Origin of the sequence: Rothia sp. HMSC075F09, from assembly GCF_001810515.1 — a bacterium.
Classification (GTDB): domain Bacteria; phylum Actinomycetota; class Actinomycetes; order Actinomycetales; family Micrococcaceae; genus Rothia.
This window is the reverse complement of record NZ_KV801798.1, coordinates 35432-58235: the sequence shown is the minus strand read 5'-3', so window position 1 is coordinate 58235 and position 22804 is coordinate 35432. Positions and strand designations below refer to the sequence as shown.

Genomic DNA, 22804 nt, shown 5'->3' with positions numbered 1-22804 from the left:
ATAAGGGGTGGCCTCACACCACGCAAACACCCTTATCTGCGTGCACACATTCAGGGTTTCGGCGGCACGGTACGACAAGGTGCCGCCACATCCCGCAGATGAAAGAGGGACCCATGCGCGAACAAGCCGCGCTATCAAACGCTCCGGAGGGCTACTTAGATTTTCACGACGAGTACGCGGAACTCATCGCCGAACTCGCCGCGCTGGGGTTCACCCCTACCCAGGTTCTCCGCCGCCTCAACTTTCTGTACCCGCGCATCAACAAGAAGTACCTGAACTATGCGCTGAGCTCCGGCATCTGGCAGTTTGGCCCGGTCACGGCAGACGCCCCGAGCTACACGGTGCTCGCCTGCGGCCTCTGGTACGTTTTCGCGGAAGCCTACGATCTGCCTCCGGAGCCCGAGTACACGGCGCTGATTCTTGATTGCGATATTATTCACGACCTGCCGCCCGCGCTGGAGGCACGCCACTTCAACAATGAAGACATTGCACACGTTCTGGCGAAGATTGGCGCAACGCTCAAGTACCTTGCCGCACACCCCTACTCCCAGCTGGAGGAAGAAGCCTACGCGCAGACCCTCGAGGACATCCGGCAGCGAGGCGTGAAAGAAATCGGCACCGAGGGCGGTAGCCTGTACACCCTGCTCGCCTCCAGCATGGAGGGCGAATCCGCGTGGCCTGCCCCCGCACAGACGGTCAACGATTACCTCGGCGACGGCGACTGGTCCCTGGGCATGCTCCGCACCGGCATTTACCCGGCGGAGGCGCTCGAGAACGAGTGGTATATCGACGCCGCGGCGGTACCCGAGGATTTTGCACCGAAGACTCTGAGCCTCTTTTTGAGCTATTGCGCCCGCTACGACCGCGAGCCGACGGCGCTGAACTACGGCTACTGGTCTACCATTCCCACGCTCATTGAGCAGGTGCCGCCGCTGGGTGCGGTACGCGCCAAGTTCGGTTCCTGGCAGACGACTCTGCATCGCGGACGCACGCAGATTGCCCGCGAGCTACGCCTGTGGACGAGGAACGAAGCCAGCGTAGCTGCCGTGGAGGCGAGCGCCACTGAGTCGAACGAGGCCGAGGTGAGCGCGGCGGAGGAGCTTGAGCTCCTCGATGCTGAGCTGACTAACACTGAGCTGGCTAACGCTGAGCTCCCCGAAGCAGAACTAGCAGAGCTGGATACCCCGGACGCATCCCCTGCGGGCGCTCCCGCAGAACCGGCGGAACCGGCAGAGCCCGCGCGTCTGAGCGCCCGCGAACTCACCGAGCAGGGCATCGGCGTGGTGCAGACCGCCCACACCAACCTGGCGGCGTACCACCGCACCCAGTGGGAGCAGACGGTGGAAGTCTTCGGCGAACGCCTCGCGCAGCTTGCCTGGAACCGCCGTCTGAGCACCTACTACTTCTTCGACGGAGCCTGCCTGGAAGATGCCGACCCGACCCCCGTGGTGACGGTTTTCCGCTCCCCCACCGGTTTCCTCTGCGAGCTTGAACCCACCGTCGAGGCGCTGCCCGCCTTCGACCCGGAGTTCCTGCAGGAGCACGGCTGGAGGCACCCGGTACCGGTGCATGCGCTGTGGAACCTGCACGCGCTCGACCCGCTGGAGGCTGCTGCCGCCGTCATTGAGGCGATGCGTTCGGGTTGCGGTTGTGAACGCTGGGATTTCTACCGCACCGATGATGACGACGACCCGCTGGCCGAAGAGGCTGAGGTGGCGCCTCTCTAAGCGCACTCCCGCGAGCCTCTCGTCGGGTTCATCCCTGGAGACAGCGAAAGCCCGCGTCCCCCGCTCCCTGAGAGGAGCAGGTGACGCGGGCTTTACGCATGCACCGGTAGCCGGTGTACTAGTAGCCGGTACCGATAGCCGATGTGGCTTAGCGTGGGTTGCTTAGCGTGGGTGTTTAGCGTGGGTGTTTAGCGTGCCGAGAAAATCTCGGATGCCTCCACAATCGCAATCTGCGCGGTGCGGGTAGAGATTGCTTCGTGGCGGCGTGCATCCGCACGGCGCTTGAAGAACCAACCAATACCCAGAATCGCGAACCAGACGGGCATCGCGAGCAGACCCCTGAGGGTTTCTTCATCCATGGCCAGCACACCGATGGTGAAGGCGAAGAACACCAGCGACAGCCACGCGGAGAAACGGCCGCCGGGCAGACGGAACTTCGACTTCTCGTGACGTGACGGGAACTTCTTGCGGTACATCAGGTAGCTGACCATAATCATCGCCCACGCAAAAATCACGAGTACCGCAGCCACGGTGGTGACCAGGTTGAACGCGCTAGAGATTGAGTCACCCGCGTAGAGCAGCACGATGGAGGACAGCAGCATCACGGCGGAGAGGAACAGCGCGTTACGCGGCACACCGTTCTTAGAGATCTTGCCCAGGAACTGCGGGGCGCTGCGCTCGCGCGCCAGGCCGAATGCCATGCGCGAGGTGGAGAAGATACCGGAGTTCGCCGAGGAGGTTGCGCTGGTAATCACCACAAAGTTGATGATGTGCGCGGCGATGCCCAGGCCCGCCAGGGTGAACATGGCGACGAAGGGGCTCTTATCGGGGCTGACGAGGCGCCAGGGGGTAACCATCAGGATGGTGACGAGCGCGCCCACGTAGAAGACCATAATACGTACCGGCACGGCGTTGATTGCCCTGGGCAGGGTCTTTTCGGGGTCCTGGGTTTCTGCGGCGGTGGTACCGACAAGCTCGGAGCCCATGAACGCGAAGACGGCAATCTGGAACGCGCCGAGGAAGCCAATCAGGTGGTTGGGGAACATACCGCCGTCGTTCCAGAGGTTGGCGACGGACGCCTGCGCGCCACTGGGTGAGGTGAAGCCGATAGCGACCATGCCGCCACCAACGATAATCAGGGCGACGATGGCGACAATCTTAATCATGGAGAACCAGAATTCGATTTCGCCGAAGTTCTTCACGGACACCAGGTTCAGGGTCAGCAGAACGCCGATGACGACGAGCGCCGGGATCCAGGCTTGCAGGTCGGGCCACCACAGACGCAGGTAGCCAACAATTGCGATGATGTCCGCGACGGCGGTGACCACCCACATGAACCAGTAGGACCAGCCGAGGAAGAACCCGGCCATGGGGCCGACGAGGTCGGTGGTGAAGTCGGAGAAGGACTTGTACCTCAGGTTGGAGAGCAGAATCTCGCCCATAGCTCGCAGCACCAGGAAGATGACGGCGCCGATGAGCATATACACGAAAATCACGGAGGGGCCCGCCAGGGAGATGGCGCGACCGGAGCCCATGAACAGGCCGGTGCCGATGGCACCGCCGATGGCGATGAGCTGGATGTGGCGGTTGCTTAGACCGCGGTGTAGTCGCTCTCCCTGCTCGGGAGCTTTAGGATTCAGGCTGACGTTGTTCTGTTCAGTCACGACGTCCTCTTTTCAGCGGTTGTACCCCGTACCGCATGTGCCGTTACTGGAATAAGAATCGCTAGATCGCAGCAGGCACGGTCACTGTATGAATATGCGGCCATTAGCTTGCGGGGCGTCCCCGGATTTCGGGGCGAGGCTGGGTCTCTATCAAATACCGCGCGGCATTCGGAAGTGTCACGCTATCGATTGACGCGGAGTTTTTCTGAGAGCTCTCACAGCTACTTGGATAGTTATTCTACAGGTGTTAAGTGCAAGAAAACAGGATTTACGGCAAAAATGTGACCTGTTTCTATTATTCACGTCATATCAAGCGGTGTAAAAAATGCCGCCTCGAACGTAAACAGGCAAGCACGAGGGCACGCGAAAGCCCCGCCTCCGCATCTCAAAGAATGCAGAAACGGGGCTTACACACAGCGCCGCAGAAACACTACATAAACGCCGCAGAAAGAACAGAAACTACTTCTGACCAGCCTTGTCAGCAGCCTTGTCAACAACATTGCCAGCAGCCAGCACACGAGCACGCTTCGCCGCGTGGCGGCGGGTCAGAATCTCGTAGCCAATAGCCAGAGCAATGAACCAGATGGGGGTCAGCGCCAGACCGATTGCGGTGTCCGGGTACAGGCTCAGGGCGTAGACCATGACGGCGAAGAAGACCAGACCAAACCAGCTCATGCCAATACCCCAGGGCATCTTGTATGCGGATGCCTCGTGGCGTTCGGGGAACTTCTTACGGTAGACCAGGTACGCAATCAGGATCATGCTCCAGGTGAAGATACCCATCATCGACGCCACGGAGGTCACCACGGTGAACGCCTCCATGATGCCGCTACCGGCGTACAGCATGACCAGGCTAAACAACAGCATCACGGTGGTCAGGTACAGGGCGTTAGCAGGCACACCGTTCTTGGTGAGCTTACCCAGCGCGGAGGGTGCGGCGCCGTCGTGCGCCAGACCGTAGACCATGCGGGAGGTCGAGAAAATACCGGAGTTCGCCGAGGACGCCGCGGAGGTCAGCACCACAAAGTTCACCAGGGAGGCGGCAACAGCAATGCCCGCCAGGGAGAACATGCCCACGAAGGGGCTCATGGACTTATCCAGCTTGTCCCAGGGGGTGACGGCGAGGATGGTCAGCAGCGGCAGGGCGTAGAAGAGGCCAATGCGGAAGGGTACCGCGTTAATTGCCTTGGGCAGGGTGCGTTCAGGGTGTTCGGTTTCCGCCACGGCGGTACCGACCAGCTCAGCACCCACGAAGGCAAAGAGCGCAATCTGGAAGGCGCCCAGGAAGCCCGTCAGGCCCTGGGTAAAGATACCGCTACCGGAGGGGCCGGGGCGATCCCAGAGATTTGCCACGGAGGCGACGGTACCGTCGGGCGCGGTGAAGCTAAAGGCAACCATGAGCGCACCAACAATAATGAGGGCGACAATGGCGACGATTTTAATGACTGCGAACCAGAATTCGATTTCACCGAAGTTCTTCACCGAGGGCAGGTTCAGCAGCAGCAGAGCCACGATAACGGTCAGCGCCGGAATGAAGGCTGGGATTTCCGGCCACCAGTATTTGATGTAGCCGGTAATGGCAATGACGTCCGCGATACCTGTGACGACCCAGAAGAACCAGTACGACCAGCCGACGAAGAAGCCGGCGCGCAGACCGAGGATGTCGGTAATGAAGTCGGTGAAGGACTTGTACTTGGGGTTGGAGAGCAGAATCTCGCCCATGGCGCGCAGAACAAAGTAGATGACGCTACCGATAATGGCGTAAACAAAGACGATGGAGGGGCCGGTCAGGGCGATGGTCTTTGCTGAGCCGAGGAAAAGGCCGGTGCCGATGGCGCCGCCAATTGCGATCAGCTGGATGTGTCGGTAGCTTAGTCCGCGCTGGAGCTTGGAGTGCTCCGCTTCGGAGTCTAGGCCGGTGACGGAGTTGTGCTGCATTGGCTGCTGTGTCACGTATTTCTCTTTCCTGCGTCGATTCGCCCTAAATTTCACTCGGGGGCGAGTCCGGGTGGTTGGTATTCATACATAATCCTGAACGGCGCGCCAGGAGGCGGTTCCCGCGCTTCCCGAGCCGGCGCGGTGCGCTTGGGCTTGTGGGCTCCGATTTTGCGGGGCTTCCGACTTCTTGCATCGCCGATAAAAGATTATGCAGAGAATGCATAATTTCAAATTTTACCCCCTCATACCCACACAAGTACAAGGAATACAACATCACCAGATTTTTGAGACGGGGCGATTGAGACGGGACGAGCCTGTGGCATCCCTCAGCCTTCACCCGAAACACGCCCCGTATCACCCTTAGATCACACCCCTTCTCTGCAGGCTTCTGCCGGGTTTTCAAAAAATATTTAGAAACTTTACGTGTAAAACTTTACACGGCGAGAAACCGGGTCTAGAGTAGAAACCGTTCAACAAAAACCTAACCAACCAACTACAGAACAGAAGGACAACATCATGAGCAAGTTCTCCAACGCAGCACTGCGACTCACCGCCGGCGCACTCATCCTCGACGCAGGCGTCAAGAAGCTCAAGGCAGACGAAGGCACCTACGCCTTCCTGCAGCAGATGGCGGCAACCGGTGTTCCCGCAGTCTCCAAGCTGGACGCAGCAACCTTCGGTAAGCTCATCTCCGGCGCAGAGACCGCACTCGGCGCAACCCTGCTGACCCCCTTCGTCCCCTCCCGCCTGGCGGGTGCAGGCCTGACCGCATTCGCGGCAAACCTGATGACCATGTACTTCCGCAACCCGGACATGCACGACAAGTTCTTCCGCCCCACCCAGGACGGCCAGCAGCTCGCAAACAACATCGTGATGCTCGGCGCGGGTCTGGCCCTGCTGGGCTCCAAGAAGTAAGGCCCTCCTCTTAGCTCACTCCTCAAGCAACCTCTCTTTAGTGCGGTGGGAACCTTCCGGTTCCCGCCGCACTTTTGTATGCGCGCAGAATTTCTACGCCCGCTGGTTTTCTACGTTTCGCAGACCGCGCACGCTCCCTACCCCGCGCCCGGTTAGCTCAGCGTCACGCCAGCCAAACATCACCCACCCGAGCAAACCGCGAAACCGCACGGTATAGCGGCGCTACGCTATTCTTTTAGGTATGTCTACTGAGAACACGCAGCCTAGCCAGGCACCCGAATCCACCGAAGAGAAGGCCAAGAAGCCGGTTCCCGAGGAATTCTTCCGCCAGCCCTACTCCTTCGTCCGCCGCGGCGACCGCCTCACCGCGCGCCGTCAGAAGGCGTGGGACACCTACTCCCCCACCCATGTGCTGGACATTCCGCGCCTGCGCACCGACACCTCCGTCGCACCCGAGGCAACCTTCGACCCGGTCAAGATTTACGGCCGCGAGGCGTACCAGGTCGTCGAGATCGGTTCCGGTCTGGGCGAGGCGATTGTGCACCGCGCAGCTGAGGTGCCCGAGGCGAACTTCCTCGCCGTTGAGGTGTACACCCCCGGCATCGCGGACCTGCTGCTGAAGATGGGCAACGCTGGCGTGGAGAACGTGCGTGTGGCTCAGGCGAACGCACCCGAACTGCTCGACAACATGCTTGAGGAGAACTCCGTGGACGAGCTGTGGGTGTTCTTCCCGGATCCCTGGCATAAGTCCCGCCACCACAAGCGCCGCCTGGTGTCCCCGGCGTTCGCTGATAAGGTTGCGCGCGTGCTCAAGCCCGGCGGCATTTGGCGCCTGGCGACCGACTGGGAGGAGTACGCCCTGGTCATGCGTGAGGTTCTGGAGGCGCACCCCGACTTTGAGAACGTGAATCCTGGCGCCGGTGCGACCGAGGAGGATCCGCTGGGTGGTTGGGCTCCGCGTTGGGAGGGTCGTACCCTTACCAGCTTTGAGCGTAAGGCTCAGGAGGCGGGCCGCCGCGCGCACGATCTGACCTACCGCCGGAAGTAAGCGAAGCAGCGCTAGTACGCGACTTATACGTTAAGGAGGTGAGGCTCCCCGGTCATTCGGGGAGCCTCACCTCCTTGTTCATATACGAAATATTCTATAGATAAACCCTATGCTTCATCAGCCGACGCATGTTTCAAAGCCTTCTCGTAGATAAATCGATAGGAATCATTTCTAAATTTTTCAAAATCTTCCAATTTCTCTATTTCTTTCGAAATATTAATCTGCATGGGTTCACCAGTGAGTTCTTCAAGAACCGAGAAATTTCCTATAGGGACATAATACAGAGGGTACTCAATAAGACCGGTTTCTTTAATGGAGCACCCTTTTAGCTCGCGTTCCCCCATGGAATATATACTAAATGGACTTATCTTATTTTTTTCAAGACCCATCATTACAAGGTAAGCCAAATAGGGCGACAGAATCATTCGATGCGCCTGAGATTGCTCTGCAATCCTAAATCCAAGATCAACGTCACACCCAATAAAATCTATGAAATAATCTTTTTGAATATCTCGGAGATTAATTCCACGATGACTGGAGAGTTCCAGTGCGACGGTACCTTCAATGCCTAAACTTCCTGCCAGACTTTTTGCTCCCTGCTTACCTTTTAGATTGTTATTCCATTCCTTAGGCATAAGATTCCAGCGATAATCCCAGGGGTTCCCTTGCGAATTAAGAAGAAAAGCATAGCTACGCAGTTTTAGGGTGTATGACGAACCAGGAATCTGACTGGGAGAAACTGATTCAAGAGATGCAATAAATTGCTGCAACGCTTCTCCAATAGCTATCGGCTCAGGTTTGCCGTCGTCTCCAATAGGTATCGTTCGGAGATACACCAGCTCATCGCCCCTGACTCTCCATAAGAACCACCCTGCATCGACAGCAGATTCAACCTGATGATTCGACTCCCTCAGACCTTTATCGAAGCTTTCCATAAAGGTTGATATTACGCCAACACCAGAAATAGGATATTTAATTTTTAAAGCAGTTGATTCACTAATATCAACACCACACACTAAAAATGCAGGTAAATTTTTTCCAATACCCATAATCCACCTTAGCATTTACTGTTTATCAGCATCCAGCAAACCCTGACACATATCCATAATCGCAGAGTAAAATAAAACCAGGAGGAGCACACCAGCGACAATCACAGACAGAATCAAACATTCTTCTTTTCGAAGTGAATGTTCATGAAACCACGGAACAAACCCAGCCGAGAATAAGACTAGAAAAATTGAACTCATAAACACAGAACTTTGAAGCCTTTGAACATTTTTAAATTTTTTATCAGCAATGCCGGCTAAAGTAGACATCTGATCATTGATGTATTCCATCTTGTCAGTGTGCGATATGCTATCCAGGATCTTCGCATCAGCATTATAAGAACCGTAGAAAAATATATTACCAGCCCTGCCAGAAACGCTCATGTTTGGCCTCTGATAAAAACCAATCTTAAATGAAATAATTACAGTACTTACGAAAAATGCAGTCCAGATATATGTCCATGAATTCCAAAAGTTACCGACTTTCTCGGTGGCCGGGATAAGTGCGCCATAAGCCGCTACAATAAAGCCCTGGACAGCCAACAGCATCTGGATTCTTACGTCAGCATTTTTAATCCAATCAGAGAAGTACTGAACAAGTCTCCACCTCTCCTCATAACTCACACCCTGCTCAACCGGAGCTGGTTTTTGAGCCTCAGCCGGTGCCCGATTTTTATCAGTTGCTGCATCGTCAGCCTCTGCCTGATTCTCAGTAACTTTCTGCTCTTTGATAGCTACTGGCTTCCACTGCATAAAGGTGTTCCAGACGAACAAATTTTTCACTCTGCCAACCCCTCTTCCATCTCAATACCCCGAACTTGTTAGTCCAACTATGCTATCTCCAACTATATAACCAAGCAGGTGAGGCTCCCCGATCATTCGGGGAGCCTCACCTCCTTGTGTGTGGGTCTGAGTGCATGCGGGGCGGGGGTCTACCCTCCCTCTCGCGGCGTATACACAAAGACGCACAAGCCTATATGGGTGGCCGACTAGCGCAAATGAGCTAAAACAGCCGAGCCGTTTATCCAAGTGTAGCGGGTTTAGCCGGTTTAACGCTGCGGTTTCGTATCATCCGCCGTAGCCGGCTGGTGACGCTGACGGTACAGCACTACAGCCGAAGAACGCTGACGAGGCGCCGGGCGGGTACCGCGGGCAATATGCACCACGTCGCCACTGGTACCGGCGGCGAACACGCGCTCCGCCAAGCCCAGCTTCACCTTCGCATCCTCAACCTGACGCTGCAGCGCCGCAATCTGCTCCTGTTGCTCCTCCACGAGGGATTCCAGCTCAATAATGCGGCGAATACCCTCCAGGGAGACGCCCTCCTGCGAGAGCTGCTGAATCTGCTGCAGACGGTTCACGTCACGCTGCGAATAGCGGCGCGCCTTGCCGGGCGCACGCGAAGGCTGGACCAGGCCGATGCGGTCGTACTGGCGCAGGGTCTGCGGGTGCATGCCCGCCAGCTCAGCCGCCACAGAAATCACGAAAACCGGCAGGTCCACGCTGTGCAACGGCTTGCCGCTACGGGACTTAGATGATGATTCTCGAGATGCCATGGTTTACTTCGCCTTCTTCAACAGATCCTTACGCGGGTTCTCCTGCGGTGCCAGTTTTACGAACTTATCGAATGCCTCCTGCGCCTCTGCGCTCAGCTCGGTGGGCAGTACAATCTCCGGGATGACCAGCAGATCGCCGTCGCCGCCCTTAGCCTTGAAGCCGCGGCCCTTGGCGCGCAGTCGGCGGCCGACCTGGCCGGGTGCCAGGCGCAGCTTCACGGTGGATGCGTCGGGCAGGGGCACCTCGATCACTGCGCCGTCAACAGCCTCGGCGAGGGTGACGGGTGCGCGCATAATCAGGTTGTTTCCCTCGCGAGAGTACACGGAGTCATCGGAGACGCGCACGGTGACCTTCAGGTCGCCGCCGCGCAGGCCCTTGCCGCGCAGGCGGACCTTCTGGCCGTCCTTAATGCCTGCGGGGATGCGCGCCTCGGTGTGGGAGCCGTCCGGCAGGAACACGGTCACGGTTGCGCCGGTGTATGCCTGAGCGAGGCTGATGCGGGTGCTGGTGGTGCTTTCTTCGGGGGCTGCGTGCTGTGCGCCGCCGAAACCGCCGCCACCCATGCCGCCGAAGTCGGCGCTGGTGAAGCCTGCGGAGCGTCGGGAGCCGCCGGCGCTACCGCCGAAGAGGCCGCCGAGCAGGTCGTCAATGTTGATGCCTGCGCCGCCGTTGCTGAAGCCGCCGAATGCGTCCGCGCCGGGGTAGCCGGTGTAGCTGCCACCGCCGAAGCCGCCGCCTCCGAATCCGCCCATGCCAGATGCGCCGTAGCGGCGAATCTGGTCGTACTCTTCGCGCTGCTTCTTATCGGAGAGCACGTCGTATGCTTCCGAGATTTCCTTGAACTTCTTCTCTGCTGCGGCGTCGCCGGGGTTCAGGTCCGGGTGGTACTTGCGGGAGAGCTTGCGGTATGCCTTCTTGATGTCGCTTTCGCTTGCGTCTTCGCTGACACCCAGTGCCTTATAAAAGTCGTCGGTTAGCCAGTTTTCACTTGCCATGTTGTGTTTCTCCTTCTGCGGTGATGCGCCGCCCTCCTCGGTTACGGGACGGCTTGCAGGGGCACCGCGTGCTTGTCTTAATGCTCTATATAAAAGTTTAGTCTACTTGACTCAATTTTGAAAGGGCTGGGCCCAAAAAATAGCACCCCTACAAGCCTCTTGACCGCCGCAACAGCTCGCCACAGCCCGGATAAATAACCCTGGCAAACAACAGGGCGGGCACTCCCCCACCAGGGAGAGCACCCGCCCGTCGTTAGTTATTCAGCCAATGCTTAGCCGGCCACCTTACGGTGCGACAGCCACAGCCACCTGAGCGGTACGAACCACACGGTCGTTCACGCGGTAGCCGTAACGCAGAACCATGGAGACATGATCCTCAGCCACCTCGTCGGTGGGCTGCTGCAGAACAGCTTCGTGAATGTTCGGGTCGAAGGCGTCGCCTACTTCACCGAAACGCTCCACACCCTGCTTGCCGAGCAGCTCTTCGAGCTTGGTAGCAATGGAGGCGAAGGGGCCTTCCTGCAGGTCGCCGTGCTTACGTGCGGCGTCGATATCGTCGAGCACCGGCAACAGTGCGCCGACCAGGTCACCGATTACGAAGTTTCGCAGCTGCTCCTTTTCGCGGGCGGTGCGGTTCTTGTAGTTGGTGAACTCTGCCTGCAGGCGAAGCAGGGAGTCCAGGCGCTCCGCGGCGAGTGCCGCATCCGCAGATTCTGCTTCTACGGCGTCCTGGAGCTCAGCCTCGACGGCTTCCGCAGCTTCCTCGGGGCTTTCGACCGATTCAGCTTCGGGGTGGCCTTCCGCTGCGGGGGCGTTGAATGCCTCCTCCAGCGGGTCGGGGGTGGTGTTTTCCTGCTCAGCCATGATTACTTCTTCTCGTCTTCGTCGATAACCTCGGCGTCGACAACGTCCTCATCAGCGGCGGGCTTGGACTCGGATGCCTCAGCCTGAGCTGCTGCGTAGAGTGCCTCGCCCAGCTTGGACTGGGATGCCTGCAGCTTCTCGAATGCGGCCTTCACTGCTGCGTCGTCGTCGCCCTCGAGTGCCTTCTTCAGCTCGTCGACATCGCCCTGAACCTCGGTCTTGACGTCCTCGGGCAGCTTGTCGCCGTTCTCCTTCAGGAGCTTCTCGACGGAGTATGCGACGGACTCAGCTGCGTTGCGGGTGTCAGCAGCCTCGCGGCGTGCCTTGTCCTGCTCAGCGTGTGCCTCTGCGTCCTTGACCATGCGGTCGATGTCGTCCTTGGAGAGGGAGGTGCCGCCGGTGATGGTCATGGACTGCTCAACACCGGTGCCCTTGTCCTTTGCGGAGACGTGGACGATGCCGTTTGCGTCGATGTCGAAGGTGACCTCAATCTGGGGCACGCCACGGGGTGCGGGGGCGATGCCGGTCAGCTCGAAGGTACCCAGGTTCTTGTTGTCGCGAGTGAACTCACGCTCACCCTGGAAGACCTGAATGGTCACGGAGGGCTGGTTGTCCTCTGCGGTGGTGAAGGTCTCGGAACGCTTGGTCGGGATTGCGGTGTTGCGCTCGATCAGCTTGGTCATCACGCCGCCCTTGGTCTCGATACCGAGGGAGAGGGGGGTGACGTCAATCAGCAGAACGTCCTTACGGTCGCCCTTCAGCACACCTGCCTGCAGTGCTGCACCCATTGCCACGACCTCGTCGGGGTTCACGCCCTTGTTGGGCTCGCGGCCGGTGAGCTCCTTGACGAGCTCAGCAACAGCGGGCATACGGGTGGAGCCACCGACCAGAACGACCTCGGAAATCTCGGAGATGGACACGCCAGCTTCCTTGATTACGTCGAGCACGGGCTTCTTGGTGCGCTCGAGCAGGTCGTGGGTCAGTTCCTCGAACTTTGCGCGGGTCAGCTTCTCATCCAGGTGGATGGGGCCCTCGGGGGTCACGGACAGGTACTGCAGGGAGATGTTGGTGCTGGTTGCGCTAGACAGTTCCTTCTTAGCCTGCTCAGCTGCTTCCTGCAGACGCTGCAGCGCGATCTTGTCCTTGGACAGGTCTGCGCCGGTGTTTGCCTTCACCTGTGCGAGCAGCCACTCGACTACGCGCTGGTCCCAGTCGTCGCCACCGAGGCGGTTGTCACCGCTGGTTGCGCGAACCTGGATGGTGGAGAAGCCGTCGTCGTCCTTGCCAACTTCCAGCAGGGAGACGTCGAAGGTACCGCCACCGAGGTCGAAGACCAGGATGAGCTCGTCTTCCTTGCCCTTGTCCAGGCCGTATGCGAGTGCTGCGGCGGTGGGCTCGTTGACGATACGCAGGACGTTCAGGCCTGCAATCTCGCCGGCTTCCTTGGTTGCCTGACGCTCAGCGTCGTTGAAGTATGCCGGGACGGTGATGACAGCGTCGGTGACGGTGTCGTTCAGGAATGCCTCTGCGTCGCCCTTCAGCTTCATGAGGATACGAGCGGAGATTTCCTGCGGGGTGTACTTCTTGCCGTCGATCTCGGTGGTCCAGTCGGTGCCCATGTGGCGCTTGACAGAGGAGATGGTGCGGTCGACGTTGGTCACTGCCTGACGCTTTGCGACGCTACCGACCAGAACCTCGCCGTCCTTGGAGAATGCGACGACGGAGGGGGTGGTGCGGGTGCCTTCTGCGTTGGCGATAACTACGGGGTCGCCGCCTTCGAGAACCGAAACGACAGAGTTGGTGGTACCGAGGTCAATGCCTACTGCACGTGCCATATGTTTATTCACTCCTTAGGTGTTAGTGCCCCGCTTCTTCTAATGCGAGGCGGGTTAGTTTGAAAGTTTTGGAGGCGGTCGGTGCTACGCGTGCCGCCCCGTGTGGGGTGGTCTGCGCGGCTCCTTGAGCCTCATGTACTCAAGTATGCACTCCCTTAGCGAGGGTGTCAATAGACTTGAGCGAACTTTACTCAACTTTTTTGTGTGGAGTGGCGTGAGGGGTGGAGTTTTTGGGGTTCTGGAGGGGCGTTTTGCGGGCGATTTTGGGACGGCGGCGAGGCGCGAATGGGCGGTTTTACCGCGGAATTCCGGGGTTTTTGGGCTGGGTGATGGCACGGCGAGGCGATTCAGCGCACGGCGGACATGGGCGGCGCGATTGGGCGAAAAATTTTTTAAAAAAGGAGTGAAAAACCTGAAAATTGGGGTGCCAGAGGGACTGGAAGGTGGCGCAGGGGCACCGTATATAGGGTGCGCAGGGTGATTTTTGACTCTGGAGGCTGGGCATCTAGCAGCGTTGCTAGGGGTGCGCTTGGTGCAGACATCTCAACTGCAGGCGTCCGTCTGAATATATAGAAGACCTACCTGCAAGCTCCATCGCTCATTCTTTGAAGGTATCTCCGCTTGTCCGACCCGTAATTTTTCAACATTCACCTGTGGCTTGAGGATGACTGCCTACTGTATCCTGATTACGACCATATCCTCTCAAAGTAGACAGGAGAACCCAAATGTCCAAAATGGACAATAAGCAGGCTCAACAAAACTACGGGCAATCCCATTCCTTAGTAGCATTTATTCAGCACCACCCATATATATCCCTTGCCATCCCAAGTTCAATCTTTATATTTGCTTCCCTCGCACATCTCCTTGTAAACGATAAGACCTTTCAAACGATCTTTCAGGCGATAGTGTATATATCGGGAATAATTATTGGAGCAATTCTTCTTTTAATTGCAGATAATCAACGCAAAGCAGATTCTTCAAAAATTAATTTAATTTTCCTCTATGGAATTTTCCCCGCAGCCCTACTGGGATTTGTATATTTTTCCAAGATTATTGGGGATGCATCAGCAATATTCGCTATTGCAACCCAGGTGGCGCTTGCAATTTATGCAAAAACAGGCAAAAGTAAAGAATCTGACATCCAAGAAAACCTATCGGATTCTTCTCCTAAATTTAGTCAGGAAAATTCATCTGCATCTATTCAGAATAATTCCCCCATATCCATTCAAAACAACAACAATTCACCCATATCCATTCAGAATATAATAAATACTACTGACGAGCGATCTGAGCGGGAGAGAAACACTGCCAAAGCTTGCGAAATACTAGCCTCAAAAGATTCAACGTCTCGAATCTCCGCAGTAAAAACACTGGCAAAAATAGCTGATTCTTGGCTGGAAGATAGCCCAAACTGTAAAAAGGATGAGAAAAAATGTCAGGACATCATCGAGATTCTTTGCACATATATTAAGTCACCGTTTGATCTAGTATACAGGCGACAAAATCTTGAGTATTCCCAAAGATTAGAAGATATGGAGGATCAATCCAAGCTTCTTGCAGAACAGACAGTACGCCGAACCATCTTTGAAGTAATTAGTCGCCAAATAGATAAATATTGTAAATCTGACGACAGTTCTTACCCTACCAACCCTCGGTTATCCAAGATATGGGAGGAAGTTGATTTAGACTTCTCCTATGCACATATTTTCTACAGTCTAGATAATTTAACTTTAAAAAATGCCAAATTTAACTATTCCCATTTTTTTGGAGACGCAAACTTTAATCACTCAACATTCAAAGGAAAAACATACTTTCAGGGAGCTAAATTTTATAACGATGTCAGCTTTGAAGAAACAACGTTTGAAGGAGATGTCGACTTTTCATCCGCAGATTTCCAAAAGCCTCATTTAGATCAAGTAGATTCTCTAGCAACCATGATTAAGTCCTCCCAGAAACACCCGCTCGCGATGCATAATGCTGATGCGTTATATAAGCATTTGCGAAAAGAAAGATTCGCATCTCCAGGTAAAACAGTATTTTATGAATCTAAATTTTATGGGGCGGCAAACTTCCAATGTACATTATTCTATGGCTGGGCCGATTTTCAAGAAGCAGAGTTTCACGAAGACGTTGAGTTCTTATCTTTTGTTTACAAAGGAATGCAATTCGAGCAAACACGATTCAACTATAAGAAAGAAACTGACTTCTTCTTCCTCCCTAAAGATAGAAGACAAAATATGCTGAAGCCTCAAAAATATATTGAAATAGAAAAACTCATACCCATTGAGTCTATCTTGTTTGATCCAGATTCTGAAAAAAATAAATAGAAAATACATCAACGTTAAATTATTTATAAGATAAATGCTGAAATAGTTATGCCCTCACCATACGGTGGGGGCATTTTATACAGTTGCCCAAACCAAAAATGATAATCCTCTCCCCTATGCTGGATATAAGCCAGCACCGGAGCAGGAAGGGCACACCACCATGAACCTCAACAAACTCTTAACTGCGCTACGGCAACACAAAAACACCCCGGCGCACAACCTGCCGGCTAAGCGGCACGAACGCTACACGCACGCCCTCGAACAATTCCTCGACGGCCAGCCCGCCGTACGCCTCGGCGGGGCGTACACGCTCGTAAACCTCGCAGACGAGTGGCTCACCGATGCATCCCTCCCCGAGCAGGTGCGCCGCGAAGAAGCCCAGACCATCGTCGACGCGCTGACCGAGTGCATCCGCACGCCCTACCCCCTCGCGCAGAAGCGACAGGTCCTAGAAGCAGACGAGGCCCCCGAAGACTACGAAGGCGACTTTACGCGCGATCAGGAGGCACTACGCGAAGAGCAGCTGGTGCGCCGCACGGTCTTTATGGAGTTCAGCCGCCGCCTCGCCGCAATTACCGAGAACAACAAGACTGGCAACAGGGGAAGCAAGCACGCAGTGCCGTCGGTATCACCCATGTGGGCTGACCTGCGCTTCGACTTTGGCGGTGCGCCCATCTTCTACCCGCTACAACAGCTGTACTTTCAGAACGCCGACTTCGCCTCCGCAACCTTCTACGGACAGGCGGATTTCTCTGGTGCAACCTTCCACGGTGACACCAGCTTCTCCGCGGCGCCGTTCACGGCTGACGCATCCTTCCAGGGCGCGAACTTCACCGACTGGGTAGGCTTCAGCGCCGCGCACTTCGCAGGCGCAGCAGAGTTCAGCGGGGCACGCTTTGCGGACGCGGCAAGCTTCGCAACCGTAACCTTCACCGGCGAGGTCGACTTCTCAGATACGGTCTTCTCGGCTGCGGCTGACTTCGCGGTATCCACCTTCAACTCCGATGCCAACTTCTCACGATTGAACACCGCGGGCATAGCCAGCTTCGCGGCGGTCACCTTCGACGGAAAGGCAGTATTCACCGCCTCCACGTTCCACGATGAAGCACACTTCGCCGCATCGGTCTTCAATCGCCCCGCGGTGTTCTCCAAGTCGCTTTTCGGCGGGGCCGCGCGCTTTGCCGGTGTAGTCACCAAGCAGTCCGCAATGTTCCGCGGCACGAGCTTTGCGAGCGCGGCGGACTTTAGCGGGGCGTCCTTCACGCAGTACGAGGATTTTGGTGGGGCGCGGTTCGACGGCGACGCCACGTTCAGCCGGGCGTCTTTTATTGCGCTTCCGAGGACGCGCTATGAGATGGACTTCCCGCAGCGAGCGAACTTCGATAACGCGGCCTTCGCGCAGGATGCCGACTTTAGTAAGGCGACGTTCACGGCCCATGTCGGTTTCTACAAGGCGACGTTCGCGCGGGAGGTGAGCTTCAACGGGGCGAGCTTTGAGGGCGCCTACTTCGCGGATGCGACGTTCGGTCAGCGGGCAGATTTTAGGCAGACTAGCTTCATGTATGTTAAGCCGTCCTTTGAGGCTTTGGAGAGGCGGCTGCAGAGGGCACGGTTCTCGGCACAGGCAGATCCGCGGGATTACCTGTTCGAGGCACGCCCGGAGAGCCCGCACGGTTTCAGCTGCGGCACGGCGAACCTTCTTAATAGAACGTTCATTCTCCCTGTCGGTGCGGTGCTGTACGACCCGGACTCCTGGGACGAGCGGCAGAAGGAATACACGCGCCTGAGTGAGCCCGCAAAATAATTACGCGCAGGCCCCGCCACGTTGAATATGTGGTGGGGCCTTTGTTTATGACAAATAGAAGCTCAGGTCAGACAGTTTTGCACTATGCTGAAGAGTGACCATTCCTTTCAAAGGAGATAGAGATAGGGATATGACTAAACCGATTAAAGATTCCAAAAAGCCGCTGCAGGAACCTAACTGGTGGAGTAAGTACTGGTTTTATACAGTCCTCATTTTGTTAGCCGTGATTGGGGTTCCCAGCGCTTTTTTCGTTCCCACGCTAATCCCTGGGCTCATCAATGATGGCAATAGCATTGTGTCCGTTCGTCAGGGTATTCTCGCAGTCTTAGCAGGAGCCCTTACCATGCTCACGCTCTCGGAGACCCATCGCAAAAATAATCATGAGAAGAACAAGAACGAGCGTGACCATATCCGCCAGGTACATGCAGAACGTCGTAACCGCTACACCAAAGCTGTAGAACAACTAGCTAACGAGAAAGCAGCTGTCCGGTTGGGCGGTATCTATACCCTTGTGGGTTTGGTCGATGAATGGCTTGCAGATGAGAGCCTCACCAAAGACAAACAGAAGGAAGAGGGTCAGGTTATTATCAATAACCTTTGCTCCTATATTCGTTCGCCCTTCCCTCTGGCAGAGGAAATTGAAGAATATGAAGCCCGCAAAAGACTTGAAGAACTCAAGAAAAAAGAATCTGAGAATACCCTTATCGGAGCAGAACCGCTTACACTTATGGCTCTATCTGAACGTTTCACAAATACTCAGAACTATAAAAAGCCTGAAGATATCACCACAGACTATGCAAAGTTCCACGAAGAGCAGGACGTACGCCGCACTATCTTCGTTGAGATGAGCAAGCGCAGTAGCTCCTTCTCTAGGAATGAGAAGGACGACGTATTCAAGACCACTCGAAGAACCTGGAGTGACTTTGATTTTGATTTCAGCCGAGCACCCATTTTCTATCCTCTCAACGAAATCACGATTGAGAAAGGTAATTTTTCTTCTGCCAAGTTCTACAATAGTGCGGACTTCCGCTGCGCGACATTCACCCAGAACGCGAACTTCAGCTGGGTGACATTCACCCAAGACGCGTACTTCATCGGGACGACATTCACCCAAAACGCGGACTTCCGCTGCGCGACATTCACCCAAAACGCAGGCTTCATCGGGACGACATTCACCCAAAACGCGGACTTCCGCTGCGCGACATTCACCCAAATCGTGCACTTCAGCGCGGCGACATTCACCAATAACGTGGACTTCAGACAGACGACCTTTGAGAGCATTGAGCCGATTTTCGTTACAGAAAAAGGGAAAGCCCGATTCTCTACAGACATAAACTGGCAGGGCTCTGACTTCTCGGCCACGCGGGGCAATATATCTATCAACTGTGGAACCGCTTCTTTTCTCGGTAAGTCGTTCACTATTCCTCTTGAAACGGTGCTCTTCGACCCCGATTCCTGGGACGAAGAGAAGCAGGACTACACCCGCTTCAGTGACCCTGCAGAACCTCTAGATAATTCCGATGGCGGAGAAGAAAACAAAACCGAATAGTACTCACACCTAAAGGCCCCGCCGGCCCCACGTCGGCGGGGCCTTTTCGTGTCCGGTTCTGGTAGCGACAGCCCCGGCGGCGGCAGTCCGCCAGGGAGCGCATCCACCCGTCACATCGCCGCCCGCAAATCCACCCCAATCACCCACCGAACCTGCCCACGCCTCACCCCACCGATACACTAGAACCATGTACCGAATCATGACTGTCTGCACCGGCAACATCTGCCGCTCCCCCGTCGGCGAATACCTCATCCGCCAGCACGCCCAAGAAGCCGGCGTGCCCGTCACCGTCACCTCCAGCGGCATCAGCAACGAAGAAGAAGGCAACCGCATCGACCCGCGCGCCGCCGCACAGCTCACCACCCGCGGTATCGACCCGTCCGCGCACCGCGCCAGCGTCTTCACCGTCGAGGACTTCGACCGCAACGACCTCATCCTCGCCATGGACGCACCCCACTACCTGCGCCTCAAAGCCCTCGCCCGCAACGAGGACGACAAGGCCAAGATCCGCATGATGCGCAGCTTCGACCCGAAGGTCACCACCACCCACCTGGACCAGCTCGGCATCTACGACCCCTGGTACGGTAGCGAACGCGACTTCGTGTACACCACTAGCCTCATTGACGCTGCCGCACGCGGCCTCATCGACCACCTCAAGCAGGAAGGCGACGCGCAGTGAGTCAGCGTATTCCCCTGAACCAGAACCGCCGCGTCACCGGCACCGCCGAAATCCTGGAACTCTGCAAAGACATGCTGCGCCTGGAGCACGGCATCGGCAACGACTTCGACATGGACACCGCCGAATTCACCGAATTCCGTGAGCAGTTCCTTGCCGACTTCGCGCAGATCCCGCTGATTATCGGCATTGACGGCCGCAGCGGCACCGGCAAGACCAGCCTCGCCGCGCAGCTTGAGCAGGAGCTCACCGCCGCCGGACACAGCGTGCACGTGCTGCACCTGGACGACTTCTACCCCGGCTGGGACGGCCTCTTCGACGGCGTGGAGGCGTGGGACGCACTCTCCGTGCAGCTGACCGAAGGTATTGCCGGGACCTACACCCCGTGGGATTGGGAGGCGGGCGCCCCCGGTGAGGTGCGCACCGTCGACCCGGCGGCTACGCAGGTCATCATCTGTGAGGGTGTCGGCGCGATTGCTGGTGCTTGCGAGGTGCGTATCCTCGCCACCGCCCCGGACGAAGTGCGTTACGAACGCGCCATGGCTCGTGACGGTGACACGTTCCGCCCGCACTGGGAACGCTGGACGAAGCAGGAGGAGGCGCTGCTCGCCGAAATCCCGGAGGACTACGCGACCGTGGACTTCATCTACGACAGCGCGGCGCAGTAGCAACCGTCTACAAGACAGTAGGGCCCAATGCTTCGTGTATCTCGAGGCATTGGGCCCTACGGCTATTCAGAGGCAGTTTTATTCAGGCATGGGAGCCGGGCTGGCGGATTCCATGCGGTCTTTATCCCAGTAGGTTGAGGTATTGCTCGGCGCGTGCGTGGAGGTCGTACCGTCTTTTTCGTTACCCGGGTTGTTGTTAGAAAGCACAGCAAAGATTACGAGCAAGACACAAGCTATAAGCAACAGGATGCATAGCAAATATTTGTAATAGTGATTGCGCATCTGAGGTTGTCCCTCCGGTTGTATCGCGTGGTATGACCAACGTAGATTATGCAGTTGAACCTAGCAATGCTTCTCAAGAATATTTCTCAAATATTTCTTCAGCGCTGGGGGTTGAGCGGCAGGCTAAGCCAAGCCGCTCAAGGGGCGGTGTTATCCGTAAGCGACATCAGGGTGTCCGAAGCGAAGCGAGGACGGGTGCCCCTGTAGGAGCGAGGATAACACCGTCCCTTTGCTGTACCTGCGCAGGTGAGCGCCGCCTTCCAAGCCAGCCAGAAGGCTGAGCACGAAGGAACCAAGCGGAGCCCTCCCAACCCAGCTCAAAAAAATATCAAACATTTAACTTACGAAGCCACGCCCAATTCTGCTACCGTGAACAAGTTGTGCTTCCAGCCTGCGCAAGCTCACCCCCGGATCCGGTACCGCCGCATCCACGTCTTGTAGAGCCGCAGGCGCCGTTGCACGCGCATCACACAGAAAGAAAAACTAAGACTAATGTCTTCGAAGTCGGTTAAGACCTCCTTCGGGCTATCGCCCCTTTTCATTGTTGTTCTGGCGCTGTTGACCGCTATCGCGCCGCTCGCTACGGATATGTACCTGGCGGCGCTGCCCGCAGTCGCTGAGAATCTGAACACCACCAGCACGAACGCCTCCCTGACGTTGAGTGCGTTCATGGTGGGTATGGCGCTCGGCCAGCTGGTCGTGGGCCCCCTGTCGGATAAGACGGGCCGCCGCAAGCCGCTGCTGATCGGTGCGGTCATCTGCTTTATTGCGACGGTGGCGTGTGGTTTCGCGCCAAATATTGAGCTGCTGATTTTTGCGCGTTTCATGATGGGCTTCACCGGTTCGATTGGTGCGGTGCTGGCGCGTTCTATCGTGGCTGATACGACTGAGGGCCTGGCGACCGCTAAGCTCATGGGCGTCATGATGATGATTAACGGCTTCGCGCCGGTGCTTGCGCCGCTGTTTGGTGGCTGGGTGCTGTCGTGGGGTAGCTGGCGCGATATTTTCCATGTGCTCGGTGTGGTGACCGCGATTATGATGCTCGGCGTGATCTTCGTGATTAAGGAGACCCTGCCGGTGGAGGAACGCTACCAGGGTACCGCCCTGAGCGTGTACTCGGAGCTACCGAAGGTCTTCAAGATTCGCCGCTATCTGGGTTTCATGCTGACGATGTGCTTCGCGTTTGGTGCGCTGTTCTCGTATATTTCCGGTTCGACGTTTGTGTTGCAGAAGATTCTGGGCTTGTCCGAGACTGAGTTCACGATCGTGTTCGGTGTGAACTCGATTGGTATTGTGCTGTTCAGCGCGATTGCGACGAAGCTGGTTGGTCGTGTGGCGCAGCGCCGCATTGTGAATGTTGGCGTGGTGAGCCTGCTGGTGGTGTCTTCGCTGCTGTTGGTTAGCTTCCTTGTCGGTATTTCGCTGGTGCCGACGCTGGTTCTGCTGTTCCTGCTGACCAGCTCGTGCGGCCTGATTTTTGGTAATGCTTCGGCGTTGGCGTTGAACGAGGCGCGCCACATGGCGGGTAGTGCTTCGGCGGTGATGGGTACGGTTCAGGCGATGCTGGGTGCGTTGGCGGCGCCGCTGGTGTCGTTTGCCGGTGAGCATGAGTACCTGCCGATGGGCTTCTCCATTTTTGGTTTCGCGGTCCTGACGGCGCTGGTGCTGTGGACTACGCCGCGTAAGGATTCGGACTACTCGGCTGACGGTGAGAGCCACAGTGCTGGTGAAGGTCAGGGTGCTCCGGCGGGCCACTAGCCTGTTGTTGTTTTTTGTGTAGCTAAAGCCCCGGATGGGCAACCTGCTGAGGGTTGCGCATCCGGGGCTTTGCTGTATTTGCTGTAGCAGTTAGGGAGGCGCTTGTACTCTTCCTTCGCTCCTACAGGGGCACCCGCCCTCGCTTCGCTTC

17 protein-coding genes are annotated in these 22804 nt (G+C 56.6%); 9 read left to right on the top strand and 8 right to left on the bottom strand.

From position 1 onward, the window contains the following. Window positions 1-113: 113 nt before the first annotated feature. The gene (locus HMPREF2749_RS07705) at window positions 114-1727 is read left to right on the top strand and encodes a dehydrogenase (protein WP_070593988.1); all 1614 of its coding nucleotides are present in this window, start codon (window positions 114-116) and stop codon (window positions 1725-1727) included. A gap of 188 nt (window positions 1728-1915) precedes the next feature. Here the strand turns inward: HMPREF2749_RS07705 and HMPREF2749_RS07700 are convergent, their stop codons facing one another. Together HMPREF2749_RS07700 and HMPREF2749_RS07695 are read right to left on the bottom strand one after the other, a co-directional pair. Next, complete coding sequence (locus HMPREF2749_RS07700; protein ID WP_049350024.1) at window positions 1916-3391, bottom strand: amino acid permease; 1476 nt, start codon at window positions 3389-3391, stop codon at window positions 1916-1918. Window positions 3392-3850: 459 nt separating this feature from the next. After that, window positions 3851-5329 (bottom strand): amino acid permease, encoded by a 1479-nt coding sequence (locus HMPREF2749_RS07695; protein ID WP_049362017.1) that lies wholly within the window; start codon window positions 5327-5329, stop codon window positions 3851-3853. A gap of 516 nt (window positions 5330-5845) precedes the next feature. On the opposite strand from HMPREF2749_RS07695, the gene HMPREF2749_RS07690 reads away from it, so the two are divergent. Both HMPREF2749_RS07690 and trmB read left to right on the top strand, forming a co-directional pair. Then, window positions 5846-6244 (top strand): hypothetical protein, encoded by a 399-nt coding sequence (locus tag HMPREF2749_RS07690; RefSeq protein WP_070593986.1) that lies wholly within the window; start codon window positions 5846-5848, stop codon window positions 6242-6244. A gap of 241 nt (window positions 6245-6485) precedes the next feature. After that, a complete protein-coding gene (trmB, locus tag HMPREF2749_RS07685; protein WP_005508988.1) occupies window positions 6486-7292 on the top strand; it encodes a tRNA (guanosine(46)-N7)-methyltransferase TrmB in 807 nt (268 codons plus the stop codon). Window positions 7293-7399: 107 nt separating this feature from the next. Here trmB and HMPREF2749_RS09265 read toward each other — a convergent pair whose 3' ends face one another. The 6 genes from HMPREF2749_RS09265 to dnaK all read right to left on the bottom strand — a co-directional run bounded on the left by HMPREF2749_RS09265 (window position 7400) and on the right by dnaK (window position 13589). Next, on the bottom strand, window positions 7400-8341 hold the full coding sequence (locus tag HMPREF2749_RS09265) for a hypothetical protein (protein WP_141747371.1): 942 nt from the start codon (window positions 8339-8341) through the stop codon (window positions 7400-7402). Window positions 8342-8356: 15 nt separating this feature from the next. Further along, complete coding sequence (locus HMPREF2749_RS07675) at window positions 8357-9121, bottom strand: Pycsar system effector family protein (protein WP_070593982.1); 765 nt, start codon at window positions 9119-9121, stop codon at window positions 8357-8359. A gap of 266 nt (window positions 9122-9387) precedes the next feature. Next, complete coding sequence (locus HMPREF2749_RS07670; RefSeq protein ID WP_049355825.1) at window positions 9388-9894, bottom strand: heat shock protein transcriptional repressor HspR; 507 nt, start codon at window positions 9892-9894, stop codon at window positions 9388-9390. 3 nt (window positions 9895-9897) lie between these two features. After that, window positions 9898-10890 (bottom strand): DnaJ domain-containing protein, encoded by a 993-nt coding sequence (locus HMPREF2749_RS07665; RefSeq protein ID WP_005508991.1) that lies wholly within the window; start codon window positions 10888-10890, stop codon window positions 9898-9900. A 285-nt stretch (window positions 10891-11175) separates the two neighbouring features. Continuing rightward, window positions 11176-11754, bottom strand: coding sequence for a nucleotide exchange factor GrpE (locus HMPREF2749_RS07660; protein WP_070593979.1), 579 nt, complete (start codon window positions 11752-11754; stop codon window positions 11176-11178). 2 nt (window positions 11755-11756) lie between these two features. Then, window positions 11757-13589, bottom strand: a complete 1833-nt coding sequence (dnaK, locus tag HMPREF2749_RS07655) for a molecular chaperone DnaK (protein ID WP_070593978.1) — start codon at window positions 13587-13589, stop codon at window positions 11757-11759. A 725-nt stretch (window positions 13590-14314) separates the two neighbouring features. Between dnaK and HMPREF2749_RS07650 the strand changes: the two genes are divergently transcribed. The 6 genes from HMPREF2749_RS07650 (at window position 14315) to HMPREF2749_RS07625 (ending at window position 22653) form a co-directional block, all read left to right on the top strand. After that, window positions 14315-15916 (top strand): pentapeptide repeat-containing protein, encoded by a 1602-nt coding sequence (locus HMPREF2749_RS07650; RefSeq protein ID WP_070593975.1) that lies wholly within the window; start codon window positions 14315-14317, stop codon window positions 15914-15916. 160 nt (window positions 15917-16076) lie between these two features. Beyond that, entirely contained in the window at window positions 16077-17720 is a 1644-nt protein-coding gene (locus HMPREF2749_RS07645; protein WP_070593973.1) for a pentapeptide repeat-containing protein, read from the top strand. Window positions 17721-17850: 130 nt separating this feature from the next. Further along, window positions 17851-19269 (top strand): pentapeptide repeat-containing protein, encoded by a 1419-nt coding sequence (locus HMPREF2749_RS07640; RefSeq protein ID WP_070593971.1) that lies wholly within the window; start codon window positions 17851-17853, stop codon window positions 19267-19269. Window positions 19270-19468: 199 nt separating this feature from the next. Then, window positions 19469-19948 (top strand): low molecular weight protein-tyrosine-phosphatase, encoded by a 480-nt coding sequence (locus tag HMPREF2749_RS07635; RefSeq protein WP_246823516.1) that lies wholly within the window; start codon window positions 19469-19471, stop codon window positions 19946-19948. Further along, the gene (locus HMPREF2749_RS07630) at window positions 19945-20613 is read left to right on the top strand and encodes a nucleoside/nucleotide kinase family protein (RefSeq protein WP_070593967.1); all 669 of its coding nucleotides are present in this window, start codon (window positions 19945-19947) and stop codon (window positions 20611-20613) included. The genes HMPREF2749_RS07635 and HMPREF2749_RS07630 overlap by 4 nt, the downstream gene beginning before the upstream one ends. Window positions 20614-21360: 747 nt before the next feature. Then, window positions 21361-22653, top strand: coding sequence for a multidrug effflux MFS transporter (locus HMPREF2749_RS07625; RefSeq protein WP_371325938.1), 1293 nt, complete (start codon window positions 21361-21363; stop codon window positions 22651-22653). Window positions 22654-22804 lie beyond the last annotated feature (151 nt).